Origin of the sequence: Sorangium sp. So ce1036 (genome assembly GCF_051369805.1) — a bacterium.
GTDB classification, from domain to species: Bacteria; Myxococcota_A; Polyangia; order Polyangiales; family Polyangiaceae; genus Sorangium; species Sorangium cellulosum_F.
Genome location: NZ_JBBMOX010000001.1, coordinates 9,386,494 through 9,410,200, shown reverse-complemented (window position 1 = coordinate 9,410,200; position 23,707 = coordinate 9,386,494). Strand labels below are relative to the sequence as shown.

The following is a 23,707-nucleotide window of genomic DNA, read 5'->3' as shown; positions in this document are numbered from 1 at the left end:
CCTCGCTCGTCAGGTGCGCGCGCAGGGCGCTGGCACCTCGCTTGTTAAGGGCTCCGCTCACCAGCGGACTCGAGCGGCGCCACCGGCGCGCGCCCTACCGCAGCGCCGCTCTGGACATCATTCCTGGACGGAGAGATGGCAGTATGCGGAATGGACTCCTGATCGCGATCCTGGTCCTCGGCGGGCCTGGCTGCGCGGATACGCTGGCCAGCGATGACGGCGAGCAGCCGCTGCTCACGTCCCGACAGCCGATCGTGGGCGGCACCGCGGACGCAGCGCACGCCTACGTCGTGGGCGTGGGCAACACGCGAAAGGCCTACTGCAGCGGGACGCTCATCTCGGCGCGCACCGTGATCACGGCGGGGCACTGCCACGGCAACATCACCCGGGTCTATTTCGGCGCGAGCCTCGGGCGCCGCTCCACGAGCGTGCGGGTCGAAATCTCGCGGCGACACCCCGGCTTCAGGTCGGCCACCCTCGAGAACGATCTCACGCTCCTGAAGCTGGAGAGCGACGCGCCCGTGCAGCCCGCGCCGCTCCTGCGCGAATCGATGGTGAACAGCGGCCAGTACATCGGGCCGGAGTACACCTTCGTCGGGTATGGAGTCTCCGACGGCGTCGCGGGGACGGGGTTCGGCACGCGCCGTGTCGCGGCGTTCCCCATCGTGGCGGTCGGCCCCGCCCGGGTCGGCGGGACGCCGGGGACGATCGATGCCACCCAGTTCTATTACCAGGTCCCCAGCATGAACACGTGCGCCGGCGACTCCGGAGGGCCGGCGTTCCTCGTGCGGTGGGGCGTCGAGCGCCACGCCGGCGTCACGTCGTTCGGCGACGACCCGTGCACCCTCGACGGCGTGCAGGCGCGCACCGACGCGCTCCAGATCGCCGCGTTCATCCAGCCGACCATCGACGAGTTCGAGCCGGACAACCCGTGCCGCGCCGACGGCGTCTGCGCGCCGTCGTGCGATGTCGGCCCGGAGGTCGTCGACCCCGACTGCGCCGAGCTCCATTGCGGGGCGGACGGCGTCTGCGCGCTCGCCTGCGCGCTCCCGGCCGACCCGGACTGCGCGGGCCGGCACGACGGCCTGGGGGGGTGAGGGGAGGGCGGGGCGCTACTTCCTGCTGTCGACGTAGCGGAAATCGCACCGCTCGGCGCCGGTGCCGAGCGTGCCCGTGCGGCGCAGCTCGAGGCCGTGGAGCTCTTTTGCGACGAGGTCGTCGACGCGGCAGATTATCGGGACGATCTCCGGCGCGCCGTGCCGCCGCGCGAAGCGCACGAGGGCGCACTCGCGCACGTCGAAGGCCCACAGCGCGCCCGGGTCGCTCGCCTCCTCGAAGCGGAAGCCGTCCGGCTCCTCCTTGCGCAGGCTCCGCATGAGCAGGCTCCGCGCGGGCTTGAGCCGGAGCGCGACGCGCATCGCGGCGTTGAGCAGCGGGCTCCTCGTGAGCTGCTTGCGAACGAACGCCTGCAGCATCTCCTCGGCGAGCTCGAGCGCCGGCTCCCGGTCGACCCCGAGGTCGTGCAGGAGCGCCTGGTAGAGCGCGAGCACGGGCGGCCCGTACGAGAAGAGCTCGCGATTCATGCTGCTCCGGAACGGGGGAATCGTCGGCTCCAGCGCGACGAACCTCTCCATCGCGTGCAGGTGGAGCTCCGCCGCGCCCGCCTCGCCGAGCGTGCGGCTCGCGCAATAGCGGCCTTCATCGAGGATCCGGGCCAGGCACTCTCCAGGTGACGGCATGGCGCGACGGTACCATGTCGCATTGCCGGCGCGCTCGGTTCTCCACGCATCGCACGAAAGAGACGCGCAGGGCGTCACGAGGGCCCACCGCAGCGGGGGCCGATTTTTACCAGGGGCGCACGTGCGCGCCGCCTGGGGTGATTTCGTCCATGGCCCGGCCCGGGCACATGGCCCGGCCCGGGGGGCGGAGGTGGCTCCGGGCATCGCCTCCGGGGCCGGCGCTCCGGCGGGTCCCTTTTGTGACCCGCCTCCGCTCTGGCCCCTCCGGCAATGCCCGGAGCCACCCCCGCCCCCCGGGCCTACGGTGGCTCGAGGGCGTGCGCCCTTCTGGCATGCTCATCGATGCGAGCACGCGGGGAAACTCCGCACGTGCTGCTCACCAGGCGCCGCGGCAATGTCGATGACCGAGCGTGTCGACCGCCGTCGAGGCGCTCTGCGCGATCCCGGGCCCGACCGGGGGCGCTGTACCAGGTAGCGCGGATCGGGTACACTGGCGCCCCGAGACGACAGAAGATGCCTTGCGCGATCCGCCCGCCTGAGAGCACCTCTCGGAACCTCTCGTCGCCAGGCGGACGCTTCCTCCTTCCCGCCGCCGCATGAGCGGCGTTCGGGACCTGATCCACGGTTCACACGACACGGAGCAGCATGTTGCGACCGAAGCCCCTGGTCTCCCATCTCTTCACCGCGGACCCGCGCGCCCACGTCTTCGAGGGCCGCATCTACATCTACCCGTCGCACGACATCGAGTCTGGCATCCCGGAGAACGACAACGGGGACCACTTCGACATGCGGGACTACCACGTCCTCTCCATGGGGAGCATCCCCGGCGAGGCGACGGACCACGGGGTGGCGCTCGACGTCAAGGACATCCCCTGGGCGGGGCGGCAGCTCTGGTCCGGTGACGCGGCGCACAAGAACGGGACCTACTACCTGTACTTCCCGCTCAAGGACCGGAACGGCGTCTTCCGCATCGGGGTGGCCACCAGCAAGCGCCCGGAGGGGCCCTTCAAGGCGGAGCCCGAGCCCATGAGGGGCAGCTACAGCATCGATTGCGCCACCTTCCAGGACGACGACGGCGCGCACTACCTGGTCTTCGGCGGCATCTGGGGCGGGCAGCTCCAGCGCTGGCAGCGCGGGGAGTACGACCCCACCGTGCCGCCCGAGCCGACGGAGGCCAGGCCCGCCATCGGGCCGCGCGTGGCGCGCCTCAGCGACGACATGCTGCAGTACGGCGAGACGCCGCGCGAGATCCGCATCCTGGACAAGAACGGCGCGCCCATCCTGCAGACGGATCACGAGCGCCGCTTCTTCGAGGCGCCGTGGATCCACAAGCACGACGGCAAGTACTACCTGTCGTACTCCACCGGCGACACGCACCTCGTGGTGTATGCCACGGGCGACAACCCGTATGGTCCCTTCACCTACCAGGGCGTCGTGCTCACCCCCGTGCTGGGATGGACGACGCACCATTCCATCGTGAAGTTCGAGGGCAGGTGGTGGCTCTTCTACCACGACTGCGAGCTCTCCGGCGGCAAGACGCACCTGCGCAACGTGAAGGTGACGGAGCTCCACCACCGGCCGGATGGATCCATCGTGACGATCGACGGCAGCCGGTAAGAGCGCACCTCCGGCGCGCGCGCCGACCCGGCCCCGACGGACGTGTTGCTCGGGCCCGCTAGGCGGCGCGCTGCCGCCAGAGGCCCGGCACGCGCGCCCCGCACGAGGGGCACGCGCCGTCAGCGAGCAGGACCTCCTGCGTCTCGTAATTGAACCGCCGCACCACGACCTCCAGGCAGTCCGGGCAGCGGGTGTGAGAGAGCTCGCGCACCCGGTCGGCCATGTTGCTGACGTAAACGTATTTCATCCCGCGCGCATAGGCGACGCCGGCGATGTCCACGAGGAACGCCGGATCGGTGGCCATGCGATCGCGCATCCTGTAACGCGGGTAAAAGGCGTTGAGGTGCCACGGGATGTCGGGGTCGACCTTCGCGATCTCGGCGCCGAGGGCGCGCAGGCCAGCGGGGTTGTCGTTGAAGCCGGGGACGACGAGCGTCACGACCTCGACCCAGTAGCCGAGGCGCCGGGCCTCGCCGATCGACGCGAGCACGGGCTCCACGCGGCCGCCGAGCGTCCGGTACTGGTCGGCGCTCCACCCCTTCAGGTCGACGCGGAACACGTCCGCGACCGGGCGCATGTACGCGAGCGCCTCGGGCGTCGTGTTGCCGTCGGAGATGAGCGCCGTGACGAGCCCTCGGCGCCGCGCCTCGGTGAAGATCGCCCGCGCCCACTCGGCCGTGATCATCGGCTCGTTGTAGGCGCTCGCGATCACCTCGCAGCCCTCGGCGACGGCCAGGTCGACGAGGGCGGCGGCGCTGATGTCGATCGGCTCGCCGTCGATCTCCGGCTCGCGGAGCGCCTGCGACACCTTCCAGTTCTGGCAATAGGGGCAGCGCAGGTCGCACCCGAACATGCCGAAGGTGAGCGCCCGCGCGCCGGGCCGCACGTGGAAGATCGTGTTCGTCTCGACCGAGCGCACGTAATGGCGAGCGACATACCCGAAGGGGACGCGCAGCTCCCCGTCCTGCTCGAAGCGGATCCCGCACGCGCCCGCGCGCCCCGGCGAGAGGACGCAGCGGTGCGCGCACGCGGTGCACCGCAGGTAGCCCTCCTCGGGGCCCCGCTCGTAGAGCACGCCGGGCGCGGTGCGGCGGGCGAGCCTCGCCGTGAGGGGCTCGCGCGCGGCGCTGTCCGCGCCGGGCCCCTCGGCGCTGTCCGCGCCGGGCCCCTCGGCGCTGTCCGCGCCGGGCCCCTCGGGCGCGGGCTCATCCGGGGCGCCGCGCGAGACACAGGAGGCGCCGCGCGAGGCGCCGCGCGCGAGGTCCTCGAGGCGGACGTGCGGCCGGGAGTCCGGCTCGCGCGGAGCCTCGCGCGGATCGTCGATGGGGGGCTCCGGCGCGTTGATGCCGTTCGTCGCCATGGGAAGGCGCGCATCGTTGCATCGCCGCCGCGAAAAACAAGAGCTTGCCGGCGTCGGGTGAGCGGCCGCTCAGGAGCGTGGGCGGTCGATCACGCCGGCAGCGTGGCCGCGCGCTCGGCGAGGCGGGCGAGCTCCTCGCGGCCGAGCTCGCGCTCGCCGGCGAACGCGATCCCCACGACGGCGCGGACGTTCGCCGACGCGTCGCGCACGGGCAGGGCCACCGCGGCCTGCGCCGAGACGGCCCTGGCGCCCGGCCGCACGTCCCCGGACGTGTCCGTCTGCAGGTTGCAGGTCTGCACCGGCACCCCGCGCTCCCACGCGAGCCCAGCCATCCCCTTGCCCCGCGGCACCGTGCGCGTGATCTCCTGCACCTTCTCCGGGATGTTCACCGCCGCCGCCAGCGCGAGCGCGCCGCCCTCGACGACGTGCACGGTGCCGGCGATGCCCCCGTGATCGGCGATGAAGCCCTGGAGCCAGGGCCCGATCGCCCCCCGGCGCACCTGCGTGTCCTGCTGCATGCCGTGCACGATCGAGCGTCTCCCCGGCAGCGTCAACCGCTCGCCGCCGTCCTCCACCCCCCGCGGGCGCGGCCGGCGCTGCCAGCCCGTGGGTCAGTCCGTGGACTCGCAGATGTATCGCAGGTGCAGAGAGCAGGGCTCGTCGTTCCAGCCGAGCTCCGGGTAGAACCGGTTCAGCTGCCCGCAGTCCTCGTCCCCGCCGGCGTCGTTCGGCTCGCCGGGGTACCAGTTCGTGTGCGTCACGGGCTCGCCGCTGTCCCAGACGAAGGTGCCCTCGGAGGCCCTGTCGTTGAAGCCCATCCACCACTTCTGGGTCGAGAGCGCCGACGCGATCCCGTGGACCCAGGCCTCCTCCTCGGCGTCGTTGATCGTGAGCAGGCTCTTGCCCTGGCTCGCGCATTGCGCCTTCGCGTCGGCCCACGACTCCTGGCCGTCGCAGAACAGGTATTCGTGCCCGCCGTGGGTGTGCACATCGCACGTCGTCCCGCCGCAGACGAGGATGGTGTGCGCGCACAGGACCGGCTGCATCACCCCGTTGATCTCGATGTCCACGTAGAAATAGATGGTCTGCTCGACGCACTCGTCGCGCGACTGGGGCTGCGCCTTCGGCGTGCTGCCGCCGTGCTCCCGCGCGATCATCCGCTCGGTCTCCAGGGCCGCGATGTCGTCCGCGGTGAGCTCGGGGAAGCTCGCGGGATCCGTCGTGATCACGAATCGTCCATCCCGGGCGTCGAGGGGGCTGTAAGGGTGCGTGAACAGGGGCGCCATCGCCTCGGCCATCGGCGCCTTGCCTCGATCGCCGAAGGCGAGATCGATGCGGTCGAAGTCGAGGCCGTCGAACACGAAATGGACCCTCACGCCGCGCGCGTGGAGGTCGACCGAGAGCCGCTCACCGGCGGACAGACGCGCGATGCTCTCGGCGTCGACCCGCACGTTCGTGACACCCGCTTCCTCGGTGGTGCCCTCGATGGCCACGTCGTCGGCCTCCGCCGCGCTGCAGCCGGCCACACCGAGGGCGGCCAGCGAGGCCGTCGCGAGGGGGAGCACCAGGAAACGGGAGATGCGAGCGAGCTGTTCGAGCATGTTGCCTCCGGATGTGATGAGCGTTCTCGGCGTGCCGAGATGTCGGAAAGAGACGTGAGAAGGAGACGTGAGAAGGAGACGTGAAAAGACGTGCCGCACGATGCGCGGCGCGCGATGCGCCGCGGCCATCCCCGCGACGCTGGCCCGACGCGTCCCATGGACTTGCTGCGCGCCGCGCCAGGGGGTGAGCCCTCCCGGAGAGCCCCGCGGAGTCCGCGAGAGCTCGGTGTCGCCATGGCATCGGCGCGTCCGCGACCCGCCAGATGGGCGCTGCTGCCTGGGCGCGGCCACCGTCGGGCGGAGCACATTCGTCGTCAACTGAGCGAGTCTACCGCCACCCTATCAGATAGAGCGCGAGTATGCAGACATCATGGCCAGAAGCCAAGGAGAAAAGTAGACCCATGGATGATCGAGGGGAAGGTGTCCGGGGGTGTGTGTCCTCACGGGTGCTCTCGCGCACTCACGCCCCCTCCCTCATCGCTTCGATTCCATGCGCTTCGGCCACCCGCTCCGGCGAGCGGAGGGCCGCATGCCGAGCTCGACCAGCAGCATCCGCTATCTGCGGATGCGTCATGGGGTCGTCGAGGCCGACACCCTGAGGCGCTCTTGCTCTACGCTCCGCCCAATGCCTAGCGACGCTCCCGTTGATCTCACCTCGCTCGCCTTCGCCTGCAGCGTCGACCCGCTGCTCTTGCTCGATGAAAGCGGTCGGATCCTGGCGCTGAACCCCGCCGCCGAGCGCCTCTGCTCCGCTCCCGGGGCGACGGCGCGCGGGAGGCCTGTCGATGAGGTCCTGCGGCCCGATCCGCCCCTCGGCGCGCTGCTCGAGCAGGTGCTCCGCGATCGCGCCCCGCGCGCCCTTCCGCCCGACCTCGCCCTCCACCTCGCGAACGAGCGCGTCGTCCTCGCCGAAGGGCACCTCAGCCCGCTCGTCGACCCCGCGGGCGCGTGCGCCGCCGTGCTCCTCGCGCTGCGCGACGTGACCGAGCAACGCCGGGCCGCGCAGGCGGCGCGCGAGCAAGGCGCGCGCCTGCACGCGGCCGTCGAGGCGCTCGACGTCGGATTCGTCATCTATGACGCCGAGGAGCGGCTCTGCTTCTTCAACACGGCCTACAAATCGCTCTACCCCGAATGTGCCGCCGCCATTCAGATTGGCAATACGTTCGAAGACGTCGTCCGCGAGGGTTGCCGGAACGGGATCCACCGCCACAGCGGCCTCAGCGAAGACGAGTGGGTCGCCGGTCGCCTCGCGGAGCATCGCCGCCCCGGAGAGGTCTACGTGCGGCGGTTCGGGGACCGCTGGATCACCCTCAAGGGCTGCCGCCTCGCCGACGGCAGCTTCGTCGGCCTGCGGATCGACACCACCGAGCTCAAGGAGGCAGAGCTCGACCTCGAGCGCGAGCGGCAGTTCATCCGCCTCGTGCTCGACACCATCCCGATCATCGTCACGGTCAAGGACCGGGACGGCAGGATGAAGCTCGTCAGCAAGGGTTACGCCGAGCTGTACGACACCACGCCGGAGGGGGCGGTGGGCAAGACCCTCGGCGATCTGCCGCACTCCCACGCCGAGCTCTCCACCATCGGCGAGATGGACCGGGAGGTGCTCGCGCGCATGCAGCGGGTCTCGAGGGTTCAACCCATCACGCGCCCGAACGGCAACGTGCGGTGGATGTCCATCATCAAGGTGCCGCTCGTCGAGCAGGACGGCACGACGCACATCCTCGCCATCGGCACGGACATCACGGCGCAGCGGGAGCACGAGGAGCACATGGCCGCCACCATCGCCGAGCTCGAGCGGCAGAAGGAGGCCATCGCCGATCAGCTCGCGGTCATCCAGCGCCAGCAGGCGCTCATCCGCGCCCTGTCCACGCCCATCCTCCAGGTCGCCGAGGGCGTGCTCGCCGTGCCCCTCATCGGCGCGCTCGACGACGCGCGCGCGGCCGACGTCACCAGCAAGCTCCTCGACGAGGTCGTGCGCACGGGCGCTCGCTTCGCCATCATCGACGTCACCGGCGTCGAGAGCGTCGATGCCGCGACGGCCGACCACCTCGTCCGCATTGTCCGCGCGATCCGCCTGCTCGGCGCGAGAGGCGTCCTCACCGGCATCGGGCCCGCCGTCGCCCAGTCCATGTGCGGCCTCGGGGTCGACCTCTCCGGCGTCACCACGCACGGCGACCTCCGCGCCGGCATCGAGGTCTGCCTCCGCGCGCCGGGCGCGCGGCGCTGAGCGACGCCGGCGCTGAGCGACGCCGGCGCTCCCCGTCCTCAGCCGCGCTCGTCGTCCGGCGGCGGGGCGTCGAGCACCGCGTGGAGCGTCCGGCGCACCACGTCGGGCGCGTAGCCTTGCCGCGCCAGGAAGGCGTGGAGCTTCTGCCGCTGCTCCCTCGGATCGAGGCGGGCGAGGGCGCGGAGCTTCTTGCGCGCTGCCCGCTCGGCCACGGCGCGCTCGTCCGTCCCCTCGTCGGCCATCACCTGCCGGATGGCCGCGTCGGCCACGTCGCGCGCGACGCCCTTCCTGGCGAGGTCGTGCGCGATCCGCCGGCGCGAGCGGGGCTTGCCCACGATGCCGGAGCGCGCCATGGCCTCGGCGAAGCGCGCGTCGTCGAGGAGCCCGTTCGCGGTGAGGCGCGCGATCGCGGCGGCCACGAGCTCCGGGGGCTCGCCCTTCTCGATCAGGCGCTTCTCGAGCTCCCGGGCCGAGCGCGCCCGGAACGACAGCAGCCGGAGCGCGCGCTCGTAGGTCTTCTGCGCGGCGTCGGCGGTCGGCGCGGGCGGCGAGGCCGGGGGGCGCGGCGAGGCCGCGGCTTCGGGGCTGCCTTGCCCGGGCGCGAGGCCTGCGGCGCGCTCCGCGGGGACGGTGGCGAACGCGACCCCGTCGACCAGGATGACGACGTGCCCGGGCTGGTCGGGGGAGGGGATGATTCCGGTGATGATCGGCATGCGCGAGAGGAGGACGATGGCGCAGGCGGGCCGCGCGGCAAGCGTCCGGCCGCCGGGGGAGCGGACCGGCGGCGGGGGAGAGCGGACGAGCCGGCCCACCGCCGTGGCTCACCCGGCGGGGCACGTCGACGGGGCGACGCCGCGCGCGCTCACGGAGGCGCGCAGAATCCGATGGTCGACGACTTGCAAATGCCGTCCTCGCAGCGGGCCCCGAGGGAGCACTGCGCGTTCACGGAGCAGGGCTCGCCGACGTCGCGATCTTCGAGGCAGGCGCGCTCCGCACAGCTGAGCGTTCCGGATGGGCACGCGCATTTCAAGCCTTCCGCGCAATCGTTGGAATACCGGCAGGACGCCGCGACCGGCAAGCGCGTGGCACAGGTGGGCTCCGTGCTCGCTGTGTCGCAGTAGGCTCCTGGAACGCAAACGTCGGAGCGACACGGCCCGCCGGGAGGTATTCGCGGCGTGCAGATGCCCGCGTCGCACAGGTGGCTCGCCGCGCAGACGGGGATGGTGGAGCCCTCCTCGGTCCGCGCGCAGGCTCCTCCCTCCCCGACCTCGACCATCGGCCGGCAGGTGTTCGCGACACACCCATGGCCCGGGCCGAGCCTGGTCTCGCACGCCTTGTCGCTGTAGCATTCGACGGGCGCTTCTCCCTTGGGGCGGATCACGAGGGCCGACGAGCAAGGCGCGAACCAGGCGAAGGTGGTCTCGCCGGTGAAGACGCACTTGTTCGAGACGGAGCGCGCGACTTCAACACATCGCTCCGCCAGGACTTCGTCGATGTAGAAGTCGAGCTCGCTCGCGTCCTTGGTGCCGAGGTCCGTGCCCTCGACCAGCCGGATGAGGAAGACCTCGCCGCCCATCTGCGTGCAGTCGGTGCGTGGCGTGAGCCCGTAGTCGTCGCAGCAGTTCCGGGCGCGCTCGCAGATGGCGGCGCCCAGCTCGGCCACGAGATCGAGGAAGCGGGCTTCGACGTCGGGCGGCAGCTCGATGTCGATGGTGAAATCGTCGGGATCGCCGGCGCCGGCCGCGCCGCTCGCATCGGGATCGTCGCCGTCGCAGCCGGAAGCCAGGGCAAAGGCCGGCAGCATCGCGGCCAGGAGCGCGAGGAGCGGGCGTGCCCAGGGGATCGCAGAGGAGGTCGAGCGGAGCGCCGGGGGCGCGGGGTCGCAGGTCGTGATGGTCGATTTTCCCATGGAGAACCGCGCGAGATCAGGGCGACCACGCGCGCGTGCTCACGAGCGCGTGGTGCGCGGGTTGAATCGGTGAGCTCGGGGGCGGGCGTAAGGAAGAGCACAGCGGCTCCAGGGGGTCAACGGCGGAGCGCTGCTCGTCTCGGCTGGCAGGAGATCTCCGGGACGAAGCCGCTGCCTCCGGGGTACGTCGGGACGGTCGCGCGATGCCTGACGATTGTGCAGGCCAGGATCGACCCGAAGGAACCTGACAGGGGCGGCCATTGGGGTGGATTCCGAGGGGCGCCGCGCGGCGGGGTTGCTCGTGCCGGAGCAGACCGCCTCGCGCGGGTTCGTCGTGGCTGCCGGGGGGCGCGGGGTGAACCGGCGTGTTCCCTCGGGCGACGTTGCGCCGGCGACCGGACCTGGGCGCCGGCGGCCCAACCTGGGTGCGGTTGCACGGGGCGGCTTTGCCCGGGCGCGAGGCCGGCGGCGCTCGCCCCGGGGACGATGGCGAAGACGGCCCCATCGACTAGGATGTCGGCGTACCCGGGCCGGCACACTCACCTGCATCGCAATCAGCCCGAGCGAGAGCAGCAAGGCGAGTGGCGCCCCTGCCGCGACCGGTCAACGTTGCCCATACTCACGAATTCGATCGCGCTCTTCTCCCTGATTGGACTCCAGATCGACGACGATCCCGAGGCGTGATTCGACGTAGGCTGCCCAGAAGACCCCATGCATCGGAGCGCTGGTCCAAGCATTCATTTCCATTGTCGATATGAGTCCGTCTATGCTTTGATCGAATATTCTTATGTCCCTGAGCCGTGATCCGCACGTGACGCCGAGCTGCGTATTGAGATTGAGGGAATAGATGTCCCCGCCGAGGAACAGATCGACGTGCGTGGTGCGGACAAGGGTCCCCTGCGGCCTCAAGGTCGTGGTGAACATGGGAAGAACGGCTCCGATCAATTGGTAGAGTTGAAGGCTCGTGGCCGCGCTCGCCCGGAACGATCCGGCTTCGAACGTGGCATCGATCCCAAATTGCTTGTCTTCGATCGTCGACATGTTCTCCTTGCCCACTCCAATGCCGATGAAGTACCCAGTGTTGAGCTGCTGGGTGGGACTCGCGGTCTGTCCGAAGCTCACCATGACTGCATGGACGGCCCCCGGAGCTGTTCCTTCGCCATGATTGAGTCCTAGCCTCGCAAGATGGGGGAGCTTTGCCTGAGCAATGCCATCGAGGTGGAGGCCGTACGTGCTGCGGTCATGGGTTCTTGCTCCGAGGGACATCTGAAGGTGGCTCGCGTTCGCCTCGAACAGGAGGCAGGAGGATACAGGAAAGGCTGTCAGCCCTCGATGAATCCGTGCGCGTGGTCGCGATCGGGCCTCGCGAGCGAGCGCGTCGAGCTCACCAACGCACGCGCGTGATGTCTGGGACGTCGCGAGCAACGGATACCTGGTGCGGCCGCTCGCAGGCGTCCTGATCGCGGCCCTCCGCAAGGAGGAGCGCGGAGAGCTCGCGGATCAGGTGGAGTTGCTGCCGAGCGCGAGGCGATGATCGCCTGCGCTTCTCGCGGACCCTAGGCCAGGCAGCAGAACGTCGACGGCTCGGCCGGCAGCATCTCGCCGATCGGCTCGCCGCCGCTCGGGGCGCAGCCGCCGGGATCCACGGCCACGACCTCCGCCGACTTGCTGCCGAGGGCGACGCCGGGCGGCGTGACCCCGCAGAACGGCGTCGTCGAGCTCACGACGTTCGACGCGAGCAGCTCCCCGCACGCCCCGTCGCTGTAGACCGAGGCCATGATGGTGCACGACGCGCCCTCCGGCTCCCCGCAGCCGCACGGCGAGCAGCCGCGCGTGTCGTCGATGCCGCCGTGGAAGACGTGCTTGACCAGGTAGGGCTCGCCGCACGTCACGTCGCCCTCGTGGAAGATGCACGTCAGGAAGCCGCCGGGCGGCGGGACCCCGGGCTGGTCGGGCGACGGCATGCAGGTGCTCCGGTCGCCCGGGCACTCGGTGTAGGCGCCGGGCAGGCAGGCGAGCGCCCGGGTCCGCCAGGGATCGAGGAGCGCCGGCACCGGCGGCTCGTCCACCCTGGGCGTGCATGCGCCGGCCACCGTCACGGTCGGGGCGTCGATGGAGAGCGACTGGACGCACGGCTGTCCCCCGCAGTCCTGGTCCGCGGGGATCGCGTTCGCGGCGGTGCAGGCGCCGTCCCAGGCCTCGGGCGCGGCGAAGGTCGTCGCGAGGGTCTCGGGGGCATCGCCGGGGCACATCGCCGCGTGCGCCGACCAGCCCAGCGGGAGCTGGCACGAGGCCGTCTCCGGTGCCGGCGGGTCGCACAGGCAGGTCGCGCAGGCGAGCGGCTCCGGCACGAGGTCGGCGAACCCCTCGTAGCCGACGTTCGGCGCGGCGGCGGGGCAGTCGGGCGCCTGGTCCGGCGGGCCGTACCAGAGCAGCGCCGGGCCGAACCAGCCGAGCGGCGCCGGTGGGACACAGTCGCCGGCGCAGGCGCGCTCGTCGCCGCCGCCGCCCGCTCCGCCGGCACCTCCGGCGCCGCCTTCCCCGCCACCCCCGCCTTCACCCCCATCCCCGGTGCCCGCGTCGGGATAGGGGCACGCCGGGTAGCCATACTCGCTCGGTTGACAGGGACCGGTGATGATGGCGTCGCCAGAGCAGCCCGCCAGCAAGAACAACGACGATAACCCCACGACCATACGGGAGAAGATGCGCATGCCGGGGAAGCTACCCGACGGTGCGCCGTGCGGACAACATGCATCGATGACGAGAGAGCTGGATTCGTGGCTCATTGCTGATTCCATCTGAAATTTCTCAACAATTGCAGTGAAAGAGGTTCCATGGTTGTACGAGCTCGTTCAGTACGCCGTCGTGACACCGACCCCGATCGCGGCCCCAAGTGGGGGGGACGACCAGGTGAGGGGCCCAGGCGTGTCGCTGCTCTCGACTCGGCGCCGGAGCACCGCGTCGGCCACGATCCAGACCACTTCGGCATACCCGTGCGCGGACCAGCGATCCGAGAGAGGCCACTCGCTGCCGAGCCGTGTGCCAAGCCCGAGCGTCGGCTGGGTGGGTGAAATGATGTTCCATGGGATCTTGGGGACGAACCGGACGACGCCGAGCGTGGCGACTCCGCAGCCGAACAGCCGGCGCCCGCGAAGACAGGCGATGGAAGCCGTCGTGTAGGCCCTCGTGCCGAGGGACACCCCTGCCTCCTCCTGCGCCAGGGAGACGAGCCCCCGCCCCTCCAGCGCGATCGACCAGTCGGACCGGCGGACGCCCACGGCGAGCGTCATCCCGGCCGCGGCCCCGGGCGTGAGCCCGAGTCCGAGGATCGCTCCGAGGCCCGCTTCGAGCCGCAGCCGCTCCGGCGAGGCCGGCGCCTCCGCCGGCCCGGCGGGCGCCTGCGGCAGCTCGGCCGGCAGGGACGGTTTCGGCGCCGCGCGCTGCGCCGACGGCGGTGGCGCGGGCGCCCCGGGAGGCTCGGATCTCGGCGAGGGCACCGGCGGCGGCGAGCGCTCGGGCGGCGCGGAAGCCTGCTCCGGCGCGCTCAGGAGCTGCGCCACCACGGCGAGGGCCACGCCGGAGAGCAGCTCCTCGCAGCCGCTCCGCGTGCTGAACCCCTCGGCCCAGTGGGTCTCTCCCTGGGCGTCACGCAGCGCCATCGAGGCCGTGTGCTCCGGCCCCTCCCGGGCGATGCGGACCGTGAGCGCCCGCGGCGCGTCGTCCTGGAACGGGTCGGCGCCGAGCCCGCGCGCGACCTCCGCGCGCAGGAACGTCTCGTCGGGGCAGCCCTCGGCGCCGGGGCCTCGCACCACCTCGAGGCGCATCCCGGCCCGGGGCGGCTCCGGCGCGGCATGCGTCTCCGCGCCACGAAGCAGGATCACGGCCGCCGCGGCGGCGGCGCGCGCCGGGCGTCCCGCGCCCGTTCGCGAGCGGGCGACACGCGGCGCCGGAGGTGCGCCGGGCCCCTGTCCAGCCCTGAGCCCGCTCATCGCGACGGCGCTCCTCCCGACGCGCTCTGCGCCGGTCCCAGCGTGCTCTGCGCCGGAGGGGCGAGGCGCATCCGGGCGACCGCGCGAAGCTGCTCCCGTACGGACTTCAGCCGGCCCACGGGAAAGCGGGCCTCGTGCGCGGCGAGCTGCCGGAGCGCCGCGGCGGCGTCACCGGCGGAGAGGTGCTCCCGCGCCACGTCGAGCAGCCGCAGCTCCTCGGCGAAGGCGTCGTCCCGCTGGCCGGCCGGCGGCGCCGCCCGCGGAGCGGCAGGGCACGGGCGGTGGAGCGCCTCGGTCGCCGGAGCGACGGGCGCCGGCTCCGTCGTCCGCTGCGGCGGGGTCGCTGCAGGGCAGGCGCTGCGCGCGGGCAGCAGCTCGGGCAGCACCGGCCCGAAGCGGCGAGCCCAGGCCGCTTTCGGCGGCGCGAGGGCGAGCATCACGGCCAGGGTTCCGGCGACGCCCGCCGCGGCAGACCCGAGGGCGACGCCGATCGGGCCAGGCCTCCGCCGCGCCGCCGGCGGCGCGGACGGCGCGGGCGGCGTGGGCGCGGCCAGCGGCGCGGGCGGGGCCGGCGCGGGCGGGACAGGCGGCGCGGGCGCTGGAGGCGGGGAGGCCGCCGGCGCCGAGGGGCTCTCGCCGTCGTCGTGCGCCAGGAAGCCGGACGAAAGCGGGAAGAGGAGCCAGCTCGCGCGCAGCGCCTGCCGCTGCTCCGGGCGCAGCCGCGCGACGGCGGCGCGGTAGTCCTCGCGGGCGAGGCGCAGGCGAGTGCAGGCGGTGTTGTAGTTGATGCCGAGCGCGCGCGCGATCTCGACGATCGGCACCTCGTAGGCCTCGTGCAGGACGAGGAGGATCCGCCGCTCGGGGGCGAGCGTGCCGAGCACCTCGATCGCGAGCTCCAGCCGCTCGCGCGCCGCGATGCGCTCCTCGCTGCTCGGCGCGAGATCGACGGGCTGGCCGTGGGGCGCGGGGTGCAGGCCGCTCGGGACCTCGCGGCGGCGGTAGGCGCGGTTCAGGTGATGGCTGACCTTCCGCCAGGCGATGCCGAACACCCATCGGGCCTCCGCGCTGCGGTGCTGGCAGCGGAGTTCCCGGTGCGGCGGAGGGCCGGCGGAGACGGCCTCGTGCGGCGGCGGCGTCCTGGTGGAGGCGGGGGAGGTGGGATCGAACCGATCCAGGCTCTCGTAGGCCGCGAGCAGGATCTCCTGGACCAGGTCGTCGAGGTCGGGCTCGGCGACTCCCAGGAGCCGAAGTGCGTCGGGGAGGATCTCCACCGCGGCTGCATGAACAGAAGTCCAGATACGGTCGCGGGAAGGGCCTCCGGTGGAGGGAGAGAGTTCGCTCATAACCAGAATTGCGCGGAGCTCTCCGGGTCCGTTTGTGAAATGCACCGCCCGGTGCAGGAAACGGAGACGCGCCGGCTCGCCGCCCGCGGTCGCAGGCCCAGCCGAGCTGCCCAGGCGGTGGGTCGGGCTCTTCGCCCTCATCGGCCCGGTCGAGCCCGAGGAGGCGATCGCGGACGCCATTCGCGGGACCGTCCAGCAGATGCGGGTCTACCTGGAGGAGGTGATCGCGTCCCGCCGCCGCGCGCTGCGGGAGGATCTGGTGAGCGAGCTGCTGCAACTGGGCTGCCCACCGCGGACCGGCAACGGTGTCGCCCAGGCAGCCGAGCGGTGATGCTCAACTTTCAGGCGCAATGCTCAAAATAGCCTGATTTACGTGGCGAACGGCGATCTCGGCCCGTAGGGTCGGCGGCAAGGAAGAGCTCCCCGCGGTGGCTGCAACCACCCGGGGAGCGTGGCCGAACCCCGACCTAACCGGAGTCCGACATGCTCACACTTATCCAGCAGCCAGCCGGGCTGCAAGGCGAAGGTGCGCCCGCGCGCCGCGGTCCCCGTTCCACGTCCCTGACCGATGCGGAGGCGATGCGCCTCCGCGCCGCCCTGCGCCACATGCGCGGGCTCTTCGGCACCTGGGCCTGCCTCGCCGACGCGATGGGCGTCCCCAAGACGACCCTGACCAACTTCGTGCACGGCTCGCACCCGACGACGACGCACGGACTTGCGTTGAAGGCTGCCCGCGTTGCCGGGACCACCGTCGAGCGGCTTCTCGGTCGGCCCGTTGCGGCCGACAAGTGCCCCCACTGCGGCGCTCGCCGGGGTGCCCCATGAGCCGGCGGGGCCACCGCGCTGGCCCCGCTCGCGTCCTGAGCATCGCCGAAATCGCCGAGCAGGCGCCGTTCATCCGCGGCGTCCTGCGCGGTCTCGGTGTGCGCGCCGTCGATGTCGACGATGTGTGCCAGGACGTGATGACCGGGGCGTGGACGAGTTCCGAGGCTGGACGCTACCGGCCGGACCCTGCGCGAGACGCCAGGGACGCGATCCAGCGCTGGCTGTTCGGCGTGTGCCTCAACTACGCGAGCCACTACCGCGACCGCGCCTTCCGTCGCAGGGAGGTGCTCGTCGCCGAACCTTGGAGCGTGGCGTCCGAGCCGCGCGACACGGCCGACCCGGGCGACCGCCTCGACGCCGAGTGCGCGCTGCTCGGGATGTGGGAGCTGCCGTTCTGGGCGCGCGAGGTGCTCATCCTCGCCGCGCTCGGCCACGGGCCGACCGAGATCGCCGCCAAGCTGGGCATCCCGCTCGGCACGGCATCCAGCCGGATGCGGCTCGCGCGGACCCGCCTTGCTCGCAAGCTCCGGAGGCGCCGGTGAGGCCCCGCGCCTTGAAGCGGCGCCCGGATGGCTGTGCGCCGCGCCTCACCCGGGACGACCTTTCCAGCATCGCCGAAGAGAGCGGCGTGCTCGACGGGCTTCCCGGCGTCCGACCGTGGGACCCGCGGGCGCTCTGGCGTGCCGTGCTCGACCTCGGCGTCCGTGCCGCCCGTTCCCGCAAGCGCAAGCCGCGCGCCTGGGAGCACTTCCAGCAGGCGATCGGCGCCATGAAGGTGCTCGACGCGCTGGATGCCGCGCACGTGCGTCGGGAGTAGGCGCACCCGGGCGAGGCCCTGCGGGAGATCGTCGTGATGGCACAGATGGCCGAGGACGGCGGGTAGGGCGACTCGCGGCTCATGAGCGCAGCAGCCGCCGCCGATGACACAGGGGCCCTCGCGGCGCACCGCGTCATCGTTGCCGCGAGCGCACCGTGTGGTACGCCACGATCCACGCCATGGCCGAGATCGTAAAGCCGCCGAGTCAACTAAGGATCCACTCTCTGCGCAGGCTCATCGCGGCGCTGTGGCCACTGCGGTCACATGCCGGCAAGCGCGTCAGCAAAGATGTCGAGGTTGACCTGACGGATGTGGAGTTCGTCACGCCTACCGGGATGGCTGTGCTCGCAGCAGCGCTGTGCGACGCAGGCAACTACGGCGTCCGAGTGACTCTCAAGCGTCCACAGAAGCAAAGCGTGCATGAGTACATGCAGCGCCTCGACTTCTACGCCACCGCGAGATTCCCCGCGCTCGACACGTACAGCTTCAAGCGGCACGACGCCGGCACCAGATTCCGTGAGTTGATTGAAGTCGCATCTGACAAGGATGGGCACGACATATGCAGCGAGATCGCCAACATTATCGGCGCCGGTTGCGGCCTAGCGTCCGATGCTAAGAGTGCGCTGTTTTGTAGCTTGGCGGAGATGGTGGACAATGTCTTTCACCACAGCAGCTCGACTGCGTTGGTGTGTGCACAGAGCTGCCCGCAATTACACGAAATAGAGTTCGCGATCGTAGACTGTGGAGTCGGCTTCTATCAGAGCATGAGGCGAAACCCGAGCCTACACAACAGGTTCGCAGACGCCACCGGCGCTATAACGCTTGCTCTTGAGCCGGAAGTAACGTCCAACCCTTCGTTCAACCGTGGGCTCGGACTATTTGTCACGTCCGAGGCGGTGAGGCACAACGGTGGACTGATGTGGATTTGCTCTGACGACGGGGCGGTCGGAATAATGAACGGCAACTCGTTCGCCGGCGACCCTGGCCCCAGATGGCCTGGCGCAGTCGTCGCCGCTCGCATCAACACAACCAGGCCGTTTGCTACCCAGCACATATACGACAAGTTGCGCGTTGACAACGACAGCGATCTTGATACACTGTTCAGGTGATCGTGAGCTCCGAGACGGTCGTCAAGCTGGCTGACTTCGGCAGCATGCTGGGGACGCGCATTCTTGGAATGCGTATTCGCACGGAGATCGAACGAAAGATCGATGCCGGCGAAGGGCCGGTGGTTCTGGACGCCGCCGGGGTTTCCACGATGTCGCACTCTTTCGCTGACGAGTGTTTCGGGAAGTTGGCGGAGCGGCGCGGCCTGGACGCGTTCATCGGAGCGGTAAGATTCCGGAATGTTCCGCCCGACCTGAACAGTGTGCTGCGCTATGTCATCGGGTCGCGGTCGCGCCGCGCCCATGGGTAGGTTCATCCCTTACTCTCGGGTCCGCCTGTAGGCCGGGCGACCGGACCGCGGCATGGCCATGTCGGGCCCATCGGTCGGTGTTAGCGGGCGCTGGAGGCACGCCGGCTATCTACGCGCGCGGGTAGATTGCCGTCCAGGCCGCCTCTGCGGCACGCGTCCCCGGCGTTCGGCATGCCTCCGCTGCCCGGCGACCTGCACCGCGGTTCAGTTCTACTTGACCGGACAAAATGTCGGTGATAGTACCAGCGATGCAGAATCGGCCTCGCCCCCCGGGGCGAGAATCCGATTTTGCTCGGGCCACCACGTGGCCCTTTTTTTTGGCTTGCGGTTACAATCAGGCTCGAACGATTCCAAGCGGATCGTTCGACGACGCTTTTCGGAAGCACAGCGGCGGCAGGGCCGCGTCGAACATCTTGTGGATGTTGTACTTCTTGATGTGCTTCGTCGGCTCTGTTTCGCGCTTGAGCAAGGCGTATGAAGCGCAGTCAACCAACTGAAGAAGTGGAGATGTTGCCGAGCGACGAAAGATCGGATCCTCGATAATTCGATCTGTGGTGATGCTCTTGAGGCGATCTCCTGTTTCCCACGCACCAAACTTCGATGGGATCGGGTTGTATACATGCATGCGCCTGAGCGCCCCAGTGATGTCTTTCTCGTGTCCCTCGTCCGATATGATCAGCGCTCGGCACGCGAACGCGTCCAAGCGCGCCTTCATTTCGGATAGAACATCTTTCGGAAGGCGCGTCTCAGCGACCATGGCGATCTGCTTGCGGTTGACTGCTTCTTCGTCGTCGATCGCCTTCATGGTCCGCTCGATCCGGTTGACGAGCCTGTCCCAGGCAACCATGTGAGTGGTCGCCCCGTGGCGCTCGACGTCCATGCAGACGTTCATCAGCCGAACCGGCATTTTGCTGAGCAGGCGAAGAACCCCGAGGAAGATGCGTGATCGCTGCCACTTGGTCAAGACGTTGCCGCTGCCGAGGTCCCCTCTGCCTGCGACAAGCTCTCTGGCGTGGAGTTCCTTGCGAACCCGTATGCCGTATGTGTTCTTCAGCTCTATGCGGTACTCTCTGATGGCATCAAAGCAGGCCCTCCACTCGCGATGCTTTATCCACATTGCCGTCAGGCAGAACTTCCGTTCGTCAAATGACTCGTCTACGTAGAACATTTGCAAAGACATCGCGGAGCCTCCAGCCGAGACCAAGCAGCGCCAGGGTAGCATAGCAGCAGGGGGTCTCATGTGGCAGATGGCGGAGCAGTCACCGGGGGGGCTCACGACGTCTCGTCGCCGAACAGGCTGAGCTGCATCATGCGCCTCGGCCCCGGCGCGGGCGGCGGCTCTGACGACGGCGGCTCCGTAGGCGCCACAGGAGCAGCCGGCGCGCTCCCGACGAGCCGGAGGAACCCGCGGCCGTTCGGCAGGGCCCTGGCGGGCGCCGTGGGCGCTCCCGCGGGCGGCTCGGGCAGCTTGAGCGCCTTGGGCTTAGGCGGCTCCGTGGGCGCCTCGGCAAGTGCCGCCGTGACGAGCTCCTCCACGCTCCACACGTGGTCGGCCAGCCCGGCCTCCATGGCGGGCGTGACGCGGAGCGCCTCATGGGGCCGGCAGAAGTTGTAGAACGCCATGTGCAGCGCGACGGCCGCCTTGTGGTGCGGCAGGCGCTTGCTGAAGCCGTTGCATAGCCGGGTGAACCGGCGGATGTGCATCCGGATCGTCAGGTTCTGCCGCTCCACGTGGCTCGTGCTGGCGCGCTTCATGTCGGGCACGCCGAAGACCGGCGTCTTCGTGATGAACGGGTCCCGCGGGGGCTCGTAGCGGTGATCGTCGTCCCGGCGGGGCTTCCGGTTGTAGTGCTTGACGACCTGGGCGTAGTCGACACTGCCCGCGAACGACGACCCGACCGCGGCGACGTAGGGCGCCCATCCGTCGCTGTAGAGCTGCGGGACGGTGACCAGCCGGGCCCGGAGGTCCTCGATGAACGCGGCGGTGTTCTCGTCGTCCCGCTTCCCCACGCGGTAGCTGATGATGAGCTTCGACGCGCTCGCCATGCCGACGAAGACGTACGCCTCGCCGACCTCGGGCGAGTCGCCCGGCTTCACGCGCGCCTGCTTCTTCTGGACGTAGCTCCAGATTTCGTCGACCTGCACCACCCGGCAGTCGACGTCGCGCACGAGCCGGTTGTGCAGCCGCTCGCAGCCCTCGCCGACGCGGAGCAGCAGCGACAGGATCGCCGGCTGGCTCACGCCGGTGAGCCTCGACGTGGGCCGGATGCCCGCTCCCTCGACAAGATGCGCGACGACCTCGACACGCTTCGCCAGCGGCAGCACGTGTGCCATGCAGGGCCTTGCCTTCCCCCGGGCGTGGCCTCATGCTGCGCCTTGCGACGTGCGCTGGACGGGCCACCGTCCGGTGTTCCGCAGCCCCGTCTCGGGTTCCAGCCGAGGCGGGGCGCTTTGCTAAGTACCCTGCAAGATAGCACGAAACACCTAGTTTTCTCGGTGTTTCGACGCAGATAGGACACGCGCTGTCATAGCCGCAGAACGCGATTACGGCTGTTTTAATGGGTCTTTCGTGCTGTCGGTTGCTGGCGCGCACCGCCGCGCGCGGCGCCCGTGGAAGGGCCACCGTGCGCGCGTGCGGCTCATGTGCTGTGGATGGGTGGGACGAGGAGGAGGGGGGCGCGGTACGGGGCGGCTCATGGGCCGGGGCGGCCGTCAAGCTCGTCCGGGGCCCATTGCTCAAAATTGAGCACTACCAGCCGAGCTGCCCACCCCGGACCGGCAACGGTGTCGCCCAGGCAGCCGAGCTGCCCACCGCGGACCGGCAACGGTGTTGCCCAGGCAGCCGAGCTGCCCACCCCGGACCGGCAACGGTGCGCCTCCGAGCAGCTGGGCTGCCCACCGCGGACCGGCAACGGTGTTGCCCAGGCAGCCGAGCTGCCCACCCCGGACCGGCAACGGTGCGCCTCCGAGCAGCTGGGCTGCCCACCGCGGACCGGAAACGGTGTTGTCCGAGCAGCCGAGCTGCCCACCCCGGACCGGGAGCGGTGTTACCCGAGCAGCCGCGCTGCCCTGCCGGGACCGGCAACGGTGTTTCCGTGCAGCCACGCTGCCTCGTCGCACGATCACGACATCCGCCGGCGCCGCGTCGGTTCCTTGCTCGATCCATTGACCCATCAAAATGGCTGACTACTCCTGGCCGGAACGTCCGGCGCGCGCCGGACGCTTTCAACACGTCCAGCGCCGGGGGGCAGGGGAGACGCCGTCTCATGTCCTCTCGCCGTCCGGCGAGGACACCAACGAGAGGTGTTCCCCTCATGGCCAAGCCTTCTGCTCCGATCAAGAAAAAGCCAGCTCCCCAGAAGCCTGCGGCCCCGCCGCAAGCCGCGGAGGCGTTCGACACGATCCTCCCCGAGATCGAGGCGTTGAGCCCGGACCGACTCATCACCATCAACCTCGACATCCCTCGCGCGGTCTCCCAGGTGCTCGGCGTGCTGCCCGGCCTCCTCGCGCTCCGCCCCGCCGTCGCCGAGCAGCTGCAAAAGCACCAGGTCGCGCTGCTCGACCGGCTCGAGATCTACGCGCTCGCGGCCTGGTATGCGCACCTCCTGTGGCTGTCCAGCGAGGGCGCCGAGAGCGCGCTGAAGCCGCTCCTCGCGGAGGCGGTCCCGCTGCGCGAGAACCTGCTCGGCGACGCCGAGGCGCTCGCCCGCCGCGGCCTGCTCGACGCGGAGAGGGTCGCGGAGATCCGCGCGGGCCAGGGGCACATCGACACGGCGAACGACCTCGTGGCGCTCTCGGCGCTGTTCAGCGCGAGCTGGCCCGAGATCGCGGGCAGGACCGCGGCGACCGAGGCCGAGGTGAAGCGCGCCGGGGAGATCGGGCCGCAGATCCTCGCCGCCCTCGGCGTGAGGGAGCATGGCAAGGGGCCCGGCCCGACCGAGGCCGCGGACCGGCGGGCGCGCGCGTTCGCGCTGCTCGTGCACGCCTACGACCAGACCCGCCGCGCCGTCGCCTACCTGCGCTGGGACGAGGGCGACGCCGACGCGATCGCGCCGTCGCTCTACAAGGGCCGCGGCGGCCGCGCGGCGTCGTCCAGCGACACCGCCGCGGCGCCGGAGGACACCGCGGCGCCGGACGGCGCGGCCACGCCAGCGGCGCCGGGCGCGGCCACGCCAGCGGCGCCGGGCGCGGCCACGCCAGCGGCGCCGGGCGCGGCCACGCCAGCGGCGCCGGGCGCGGCCACGCCAGCGAACGCCGCCGGCGCAGCGCCCGTCACCGCACCGAACGGCGCGGGGGCGCAGGCGGCACCGGAGGGAGCGCCCGCCGGCTAGCGTATCGATCGGATTAGGCTCCGACATAACCACAGAGAGGTACAGAGAACACAGAGGAGAGAAAAAAATAAACTCTTCTCTCTGTGCCCTCTGCGCCCCTGTGGTTCAAATCCCTCTCATTCCCTCGTGGTTTTAGAGCGCCGAACAATACCGGACCGAGCCAGGCAGCCGAGGGTGGGGGCAGCGCTAGGCGCGACGAGGAGCCCTACTGAAGCAGGGCGACGAGGAGCAACGACGCGACGCGCCCGCCATCGGCTGCCTGGCGACGGGAGGTCTTGAGAGGCGCTCTTGGCCTGTTCGGTGCTCTGGAACACCGATCTCCCGGGCGCGGCGGGCGAGATCGCGCCGCCGGCCGCGTCGATCCGCGCGGCGCGGGCGCTGCGCGACTGGAGCCTCGTGCGCGCGGCGGCGCCGCGCGGCGAGGTGCTGCCGAGAGCGCGCCGGTCGCGGCGCCGTGGCGGCGACCGCTCCGGGACACATCGAAGTCTGCCGAGCTCGCACAGCGGCCGACCCGATGCCGCGTATTGACGGA

General features: G+C 70.7%; 23 protein-coding genes. 11 read left to right on the top strand and 12 right to left on the bottom strand.

Annotation, left to right across the window (positions count from 1 at the left end; translation table 11 throughout):
* Positions 1-143 precede the first annotated feature (143 nt).
* Positions 144-1,097 carry a S1 family peptidase gene (locus WMF31_RS35365; protein ID WP_436606161.1) on the top strand — a complete coding sequence of 318 codons (954 nt, stop codon included), beginning with the start codon at positions 144-146 and terminating at the stop codon, positions 1,095-1,097.
* A 15-nt stretch (positions 1,098-1,112) separates the two neighbouring features.
* Here WMF31_RS35365 and WMF31_RS35360 read toward each other — a convergent pair whose 3' ends face one another.
* Positions 1,113-1,739 (bottom strand): L-2-amino-thiazoline-4-carboxylic acid hydrolase, encoded by a 627-nt coding sequence (locus tag WMF31_RS35360; protein ID WP_436606160.1) that lies wholly within the window; start codon positions 1,737-1,739, stop codon positions 1,113-1,115.
* A 645-nt stretch (positions 1,740-2,384) separates the two neighbouring features.
* Here WMF31_RS35360 and WMF31_RS35355 point away from each other — a divergent pair.
* Entirely contained in the window at positions 2,385-3,356 is a 972-nt protein-coding gene (locus WMF31_RS35355; protein ID WP_436606159.1) for a glycoside hydrolase family 43 protein, read from the top strand.
* Positions 3,357-3,414: 58 nt separating this feature from the next.
* Here the strand turns inward: WMF31_RS35355 and WMF31_RS35350 are convergent, their stop codons facing one another.
* The 3 genes from WMF31_RS35350 to WMF31_RS35340 form a co-directional block, all read right to left on the bottom strand.
* Positions 3,415-4,716, bottom strand: a complete 1,302-nt coding sequence (locus WMF31_RS35350) for a radical SAM protein (RefSeq protein WP_436606158.1) — start codon at positions 4,714-4,716, stop codon at positions 3,415-3,417.
* Between the two features lie 89 nt (positions 4,717-4,805).
* A complete protein-coding gene (locus tag WMF31_RS35345) occupies positions 4,806-5,234 on the bottom strand; it encodes a GAF domain-containing protein (protein ID WP_436606157.1) in 429 nt (142 codons plus the stop codon).
* A 93-nt stretch (positions 5,235-5,327) separates the two neighbouring features.
* Complete coding sequence (locus WMF31_RS35340) at positions 5,328-6,317, bottom strand: C-type lectin domain-containing protein (RefSeq protein ID WP_165372981.1); 990 nt, start codon at positions 6,315-6,317, stop codon at positions 5,328-5,330.
* Between the two features lie 625 nt (positions 6,318-6,942).
* Between WMF31_RS35340 and WMF31_RS35335 the strand changes: the two genes are divergently transcribed.
* Complete coding sequence (locus WMF31_RS35335) at positions 6,943-8,544, top strand: PAS domain-containing protein (RefSeq protein ID WP_436606156.1); 1,602 nt, start codon at positions 6,943-6,945, stop codon at positions 8,542-8,544.
* 38 nt (positions 8,545-8,582) lie between these two features.
* On the opposite strand, the gene WMF31_RS35330 is transcribed toward WMF31_RS35335, so the two are convergent.
* The 6 genes from WMF31_RS35330 to WMF31_RS35305 all read right to left on the bottom strand — a co-directional run bounded on the left by WMF31_RS35330 (position 8,583) and on the right by WMF31_RS35305 (position 15,713).
* On the bottom strand, positions 8,583-9,257 hold the full coding sequence (locus tag WMF31_RS35330) for a regulatory protein RecX (RefSeq protein WP_436606155.1): 675 nt from the start codon (positions 9,255-9,257) through the stop codon (positions 8,583-8,585).
* 149 nt (positions 9,258-9,406) lie between these two features.
* Positions 9,407-10,453: a hypothetical protein gene (locus WMF31_RS35325; RefSeq protein WP_436606154.1), complete on the bottom strand. Its 1,047-nt coding sequence runs from the start codon at positions 10,451-10,453 to the stop codon at positions 9,407-9,409.
* A 603-nt stretch (positions 10,454-11,056) separates the two neighbouring features.
* On the bottom strand, positions 11,057-11,578 hold the full coding sequence (locus tag WMF31_RS35320; protein WP_436606153.1) for a hypothetical protein: 522 nt from the start codon (positions 11,576-11,578) through the stop codon (positions 11,057-11,059).
* 431 nt (positions 11,579-12,009) lie between these two features.
* Entirely contained in the window at positions 12,010-13,164 is a 1,155-nt protein-coding gene (locus WMF31_RS35315; RefSeq protein WP_436606152.1) for a hypothetical protein, read from the bottom strand.
* A 141-nt stretch (positions 13,165-13,305) separates the two neighbouring features.
* On the bottom strand, positions 13,306-14,334 hold the full coding sequence (locus WMF31_RS35310; protein WP_436606151.1) for a hypothetical protein: 1,029 nt from the start codon (positions 14,332-14,334) through the stop codon (positions 13,306-13,308).
* 104 nt (positions 14,335-14,438) lie between these two features.
* Positions 14,439-15,713, bottom strand: coding sequence for an RNA polymerase sigma factor (locus tag WMF31_RS35305; protein ID WP_436606150.1), 1,275 nt, complete (start codon positions 15,711-15,713; stop codon positions 14,439-14,441).
* 106 nt (positions 15,714-15,819) lie between these two features.
* Here WMF31_RS35305 and WMF31_RS35300 point away from each other — a divergent pair, with 106 nt between their 5' ends.
* From WMF31_RS35300 to WMF31_RS35275, 6 genes are all read left to right on the top strand, one after another.
* Positions 15,820-16,116, top strand: coding sequence for a hypothetical protein (locus tag WMF31_RS35300; RefSeq protein WP_436606149.1), 297 nt, complete (start codon positions 15,820-15,822; stop codon positions 16,114-16,116).
* Between the two features lie 152 nt (positions 16,117-16,268).
* The gene (locus WMF31_RS35295; RefSeq protein ID WP_436606148.1) at positions 16,269-16,610 is read left to right on the top strand and encodes a transcriptional regulator; all 342 of its coding nucleotides are present in this window, start codon (positions 16,269-16,271) and stop codon (positions 16,608-16,610) included.
* Entirely contained in the window at positions 16,607-17,152 is a 546-nt protein-coding gene (locus WMF31_RS35290; RefSeq protein WP_436606147.1) for an RNA polymerase sigma factor, read from the top strand. The genes WMF31_RS35295 and WMF31_RS35290 overlap by 4 nt, the downstream gene beginning before the upstream one ends.
* A gap of 11 nt (positions 17,153-17,163) precedes the next feature.
* Positions 17,164-17,427: a hypothetical protein gene (locus tag WMF31_RS35285; RefSeq protein WP_436606146.1), complete on the top strand. Its 264-nt coding sequence runs from the start codon at positions 17,164-17,166 to the stop codon at positions 17,425-17,427.
* Between the two features lie 179 nt (positions 17,428-17,606).
* Positions 17,607-18,536: an STAS domain-containing protein gene (locus tag WMF31_RS35280; RefSeq protein WP_436606145.1), complete on the top strand. Its 930-nt coding sequence runs from the start codon at positions 17,607-17,609 to the stop codon at positions 18,534-18,536.
* A gap of 2 nt (positions 18,537-18,538) precedes the next feature.
* Positions 18,539-18,844, top strand: a complete 306-nt coding sequence (locus tag WMF31_RS35275) for an STAS-like domain-containing protein (protein ID WP_436606144.1) — start codon at positions 18,539-18,541, stop codon at positions 18,842-18,844.
* Between the two features lie 334 nt (positions 18,845-19,178).
* On the opposite strand, the gene WMF31_RS35270 is transcribed toward WMF31_RS35275, so the two are convergent.
* The gene (locus WMF31_RS35270) at positions 19,179-20,012 is read right to left on the bottom strand and encodes a DUF3800 domain-containing protein (protein WP_436606143.1); all 834 of its coding nucleotides are present in this window, start codon (positions 20,010-20,012) and stop codon (positions 19,179-19,181) included.
* Positions 20,013-20,116: 104 nt separating this feature from the next.
* A complete protein-coding gene (locus WMF31_RS35265; RefSeq protein WP_436606142.1) occupies positions 20,117-21,178 on the bottom strand; it encodes an IS1 family transposase in 1,062 nt (353 codons plus the stop codon).
* 980 nt (positions 21,179-22,158) lie between these two features.
* On the opposite strand from WMF31_RS35265, the gene WMF31_RS35260 reads away from it, so the two are divergent.
* Positions 22,159-23,175 carry a hypothetical protein gene (locus tag WMF31_RS35260; protein ID WP_436606141.1) on the top strand — a complete coding sequence of 339 codons (1,017 nt, stop codon included), beginning with the start codon at positions 22,159-22,161 and terminating at the stop codon, positions 23,173-23,175.
* 288 nt (positions 23,176-23,463) lie between these two features.
* Positions 23,464-23,703 carry a hypothetical protein gene (locus WMF31_RS35255; RefSeq protein ID WP_165372982.1) on the top strand — a complete coding sequence of 80 codons (240 nt, stop codon included), beginning with the start codon at positions 23,464-23,466 and terminating at the stop codon, positions 23,701-23,703.
* The last annotated feature ends 4 nt before the right edge of the window (positions 23,704-23,707 follow it).

Coding starts and splice junctions, on each gene's coding strand:
- WMF31_RS35365 (WP_436606161.1), top strand. CDS start 144: ATGCGGAATGGACTCCTGATCGCGATCCTGGTCCTCGGCGGGCCTGGC.
- WMF31_RS35360 (WP_436606160.1), bottom strand. CDS start 1,739: ATGCCGTCACCTGGAGAGTGCCTGGCCCGGATCCTCGATGAAGGCCGC.
- WMF31_RS35355 (WP_436606159.1), top strand. CDS start 2,385: ATGTTGCGACCGAAGCCCCTGGTCTCCCATCTCTTCACCGCGGACCCG.
- WMF31_RS35350 (WP_436606158.1), bottom strand. CDS start 4,716: ATGGCGACGAACGGCATCAACGCGCCGGAGCCCCCCATCGACGATCCG.
- WMF31_RS35345 (WP_436606157.1), bottom strand. CDS start 5,234: ATGCAGCAGGACACGCAGGTGCGCCGGGGGGCGATCGGGCCCTGGCTC.
- WMF31_RS35340 (WP_165372981.1), bottom strand. CDS start 6,317: ATGCTCGAACAGCTCGCTCGCATCTCCCGTTTCCTGGTGCTCCCCCTC.
- WMF31_RS35335 (WP_436606156.1), top strand. CDS start 6,943: ATGCCTAGCGACGCTCCCGTTGATCTCACCTCGCTCGCCTTCGCCTGC.
- WMF31_RS35330 (WP_436606155.1), bottom strand. CDS start 9,257: ATGCCGATCATCACCGGAATCATCCCCTCCCCCGACCAGCCCGGGCAC.
- WMF31_RS35325 (WP_436606154.1), bottom strand. CDS start 10,453: ATGGGAAAATCGACCATCACGACCTGCGACCCCGCGCCCCCGGCGCTC.
- WMF31_RS35320 (WP_436606153.1), bottom strand. CDS start 11,578: ATGGTGAGCTTCGGACAGACCGCGAGTCCCACCCAGCAGCTCAACACT.
- WMF31_RS35315 (WP_436606152.1), bottom strand. CDS start 13,164: ATGCGCATCTTCTCCCGTATGGTCGTGGGGTTATCGTCGTTGTTCTTG.
- WMF31_RS35295 (WP_436606148.1), top strand. CDS start 16,269: ATGCTCACACTTATCCAGCAGCCAGCCGGGCTGCAAGGCGAAGGTGCG.
- WMF31_RS35290 (WP_436606147.1), top strand. CDS start 16,607: ATGAGCCGGCGGGGCCACCGCGCTGGCCCCGCTCGCGTCCTGAGCATC.
- WMF31_RS35280 (WP_436606145.1), top strand. CDS start 17,607: ATGGCCGAGATCGTAAAGCCGCCGAGTCAACTAAGGATCCACTCTCTG.
- WMF31_RS35270 (WP_436606143.1), bottom strand. CDS start 20,012: ATGTTCTACGTAGACGAGTCATTTGACGAACGGAAGTTCTGCCTGACG.
- WMF31_RS35265 (WP_436606142.1), bottom strand. CDS start 21,178: ATGGCACACGTGCTGCCGCTGGCGAAGCGTGTCGAGGTCGTCGCGCAT.
- WMF31_RS35260 (WP_436606141.1), top strand. CDS start 22,159: ATGGCCAAGCCTTCTGCTCCGATCAAGAAAAAGCCAGCTCCCCAGAAG.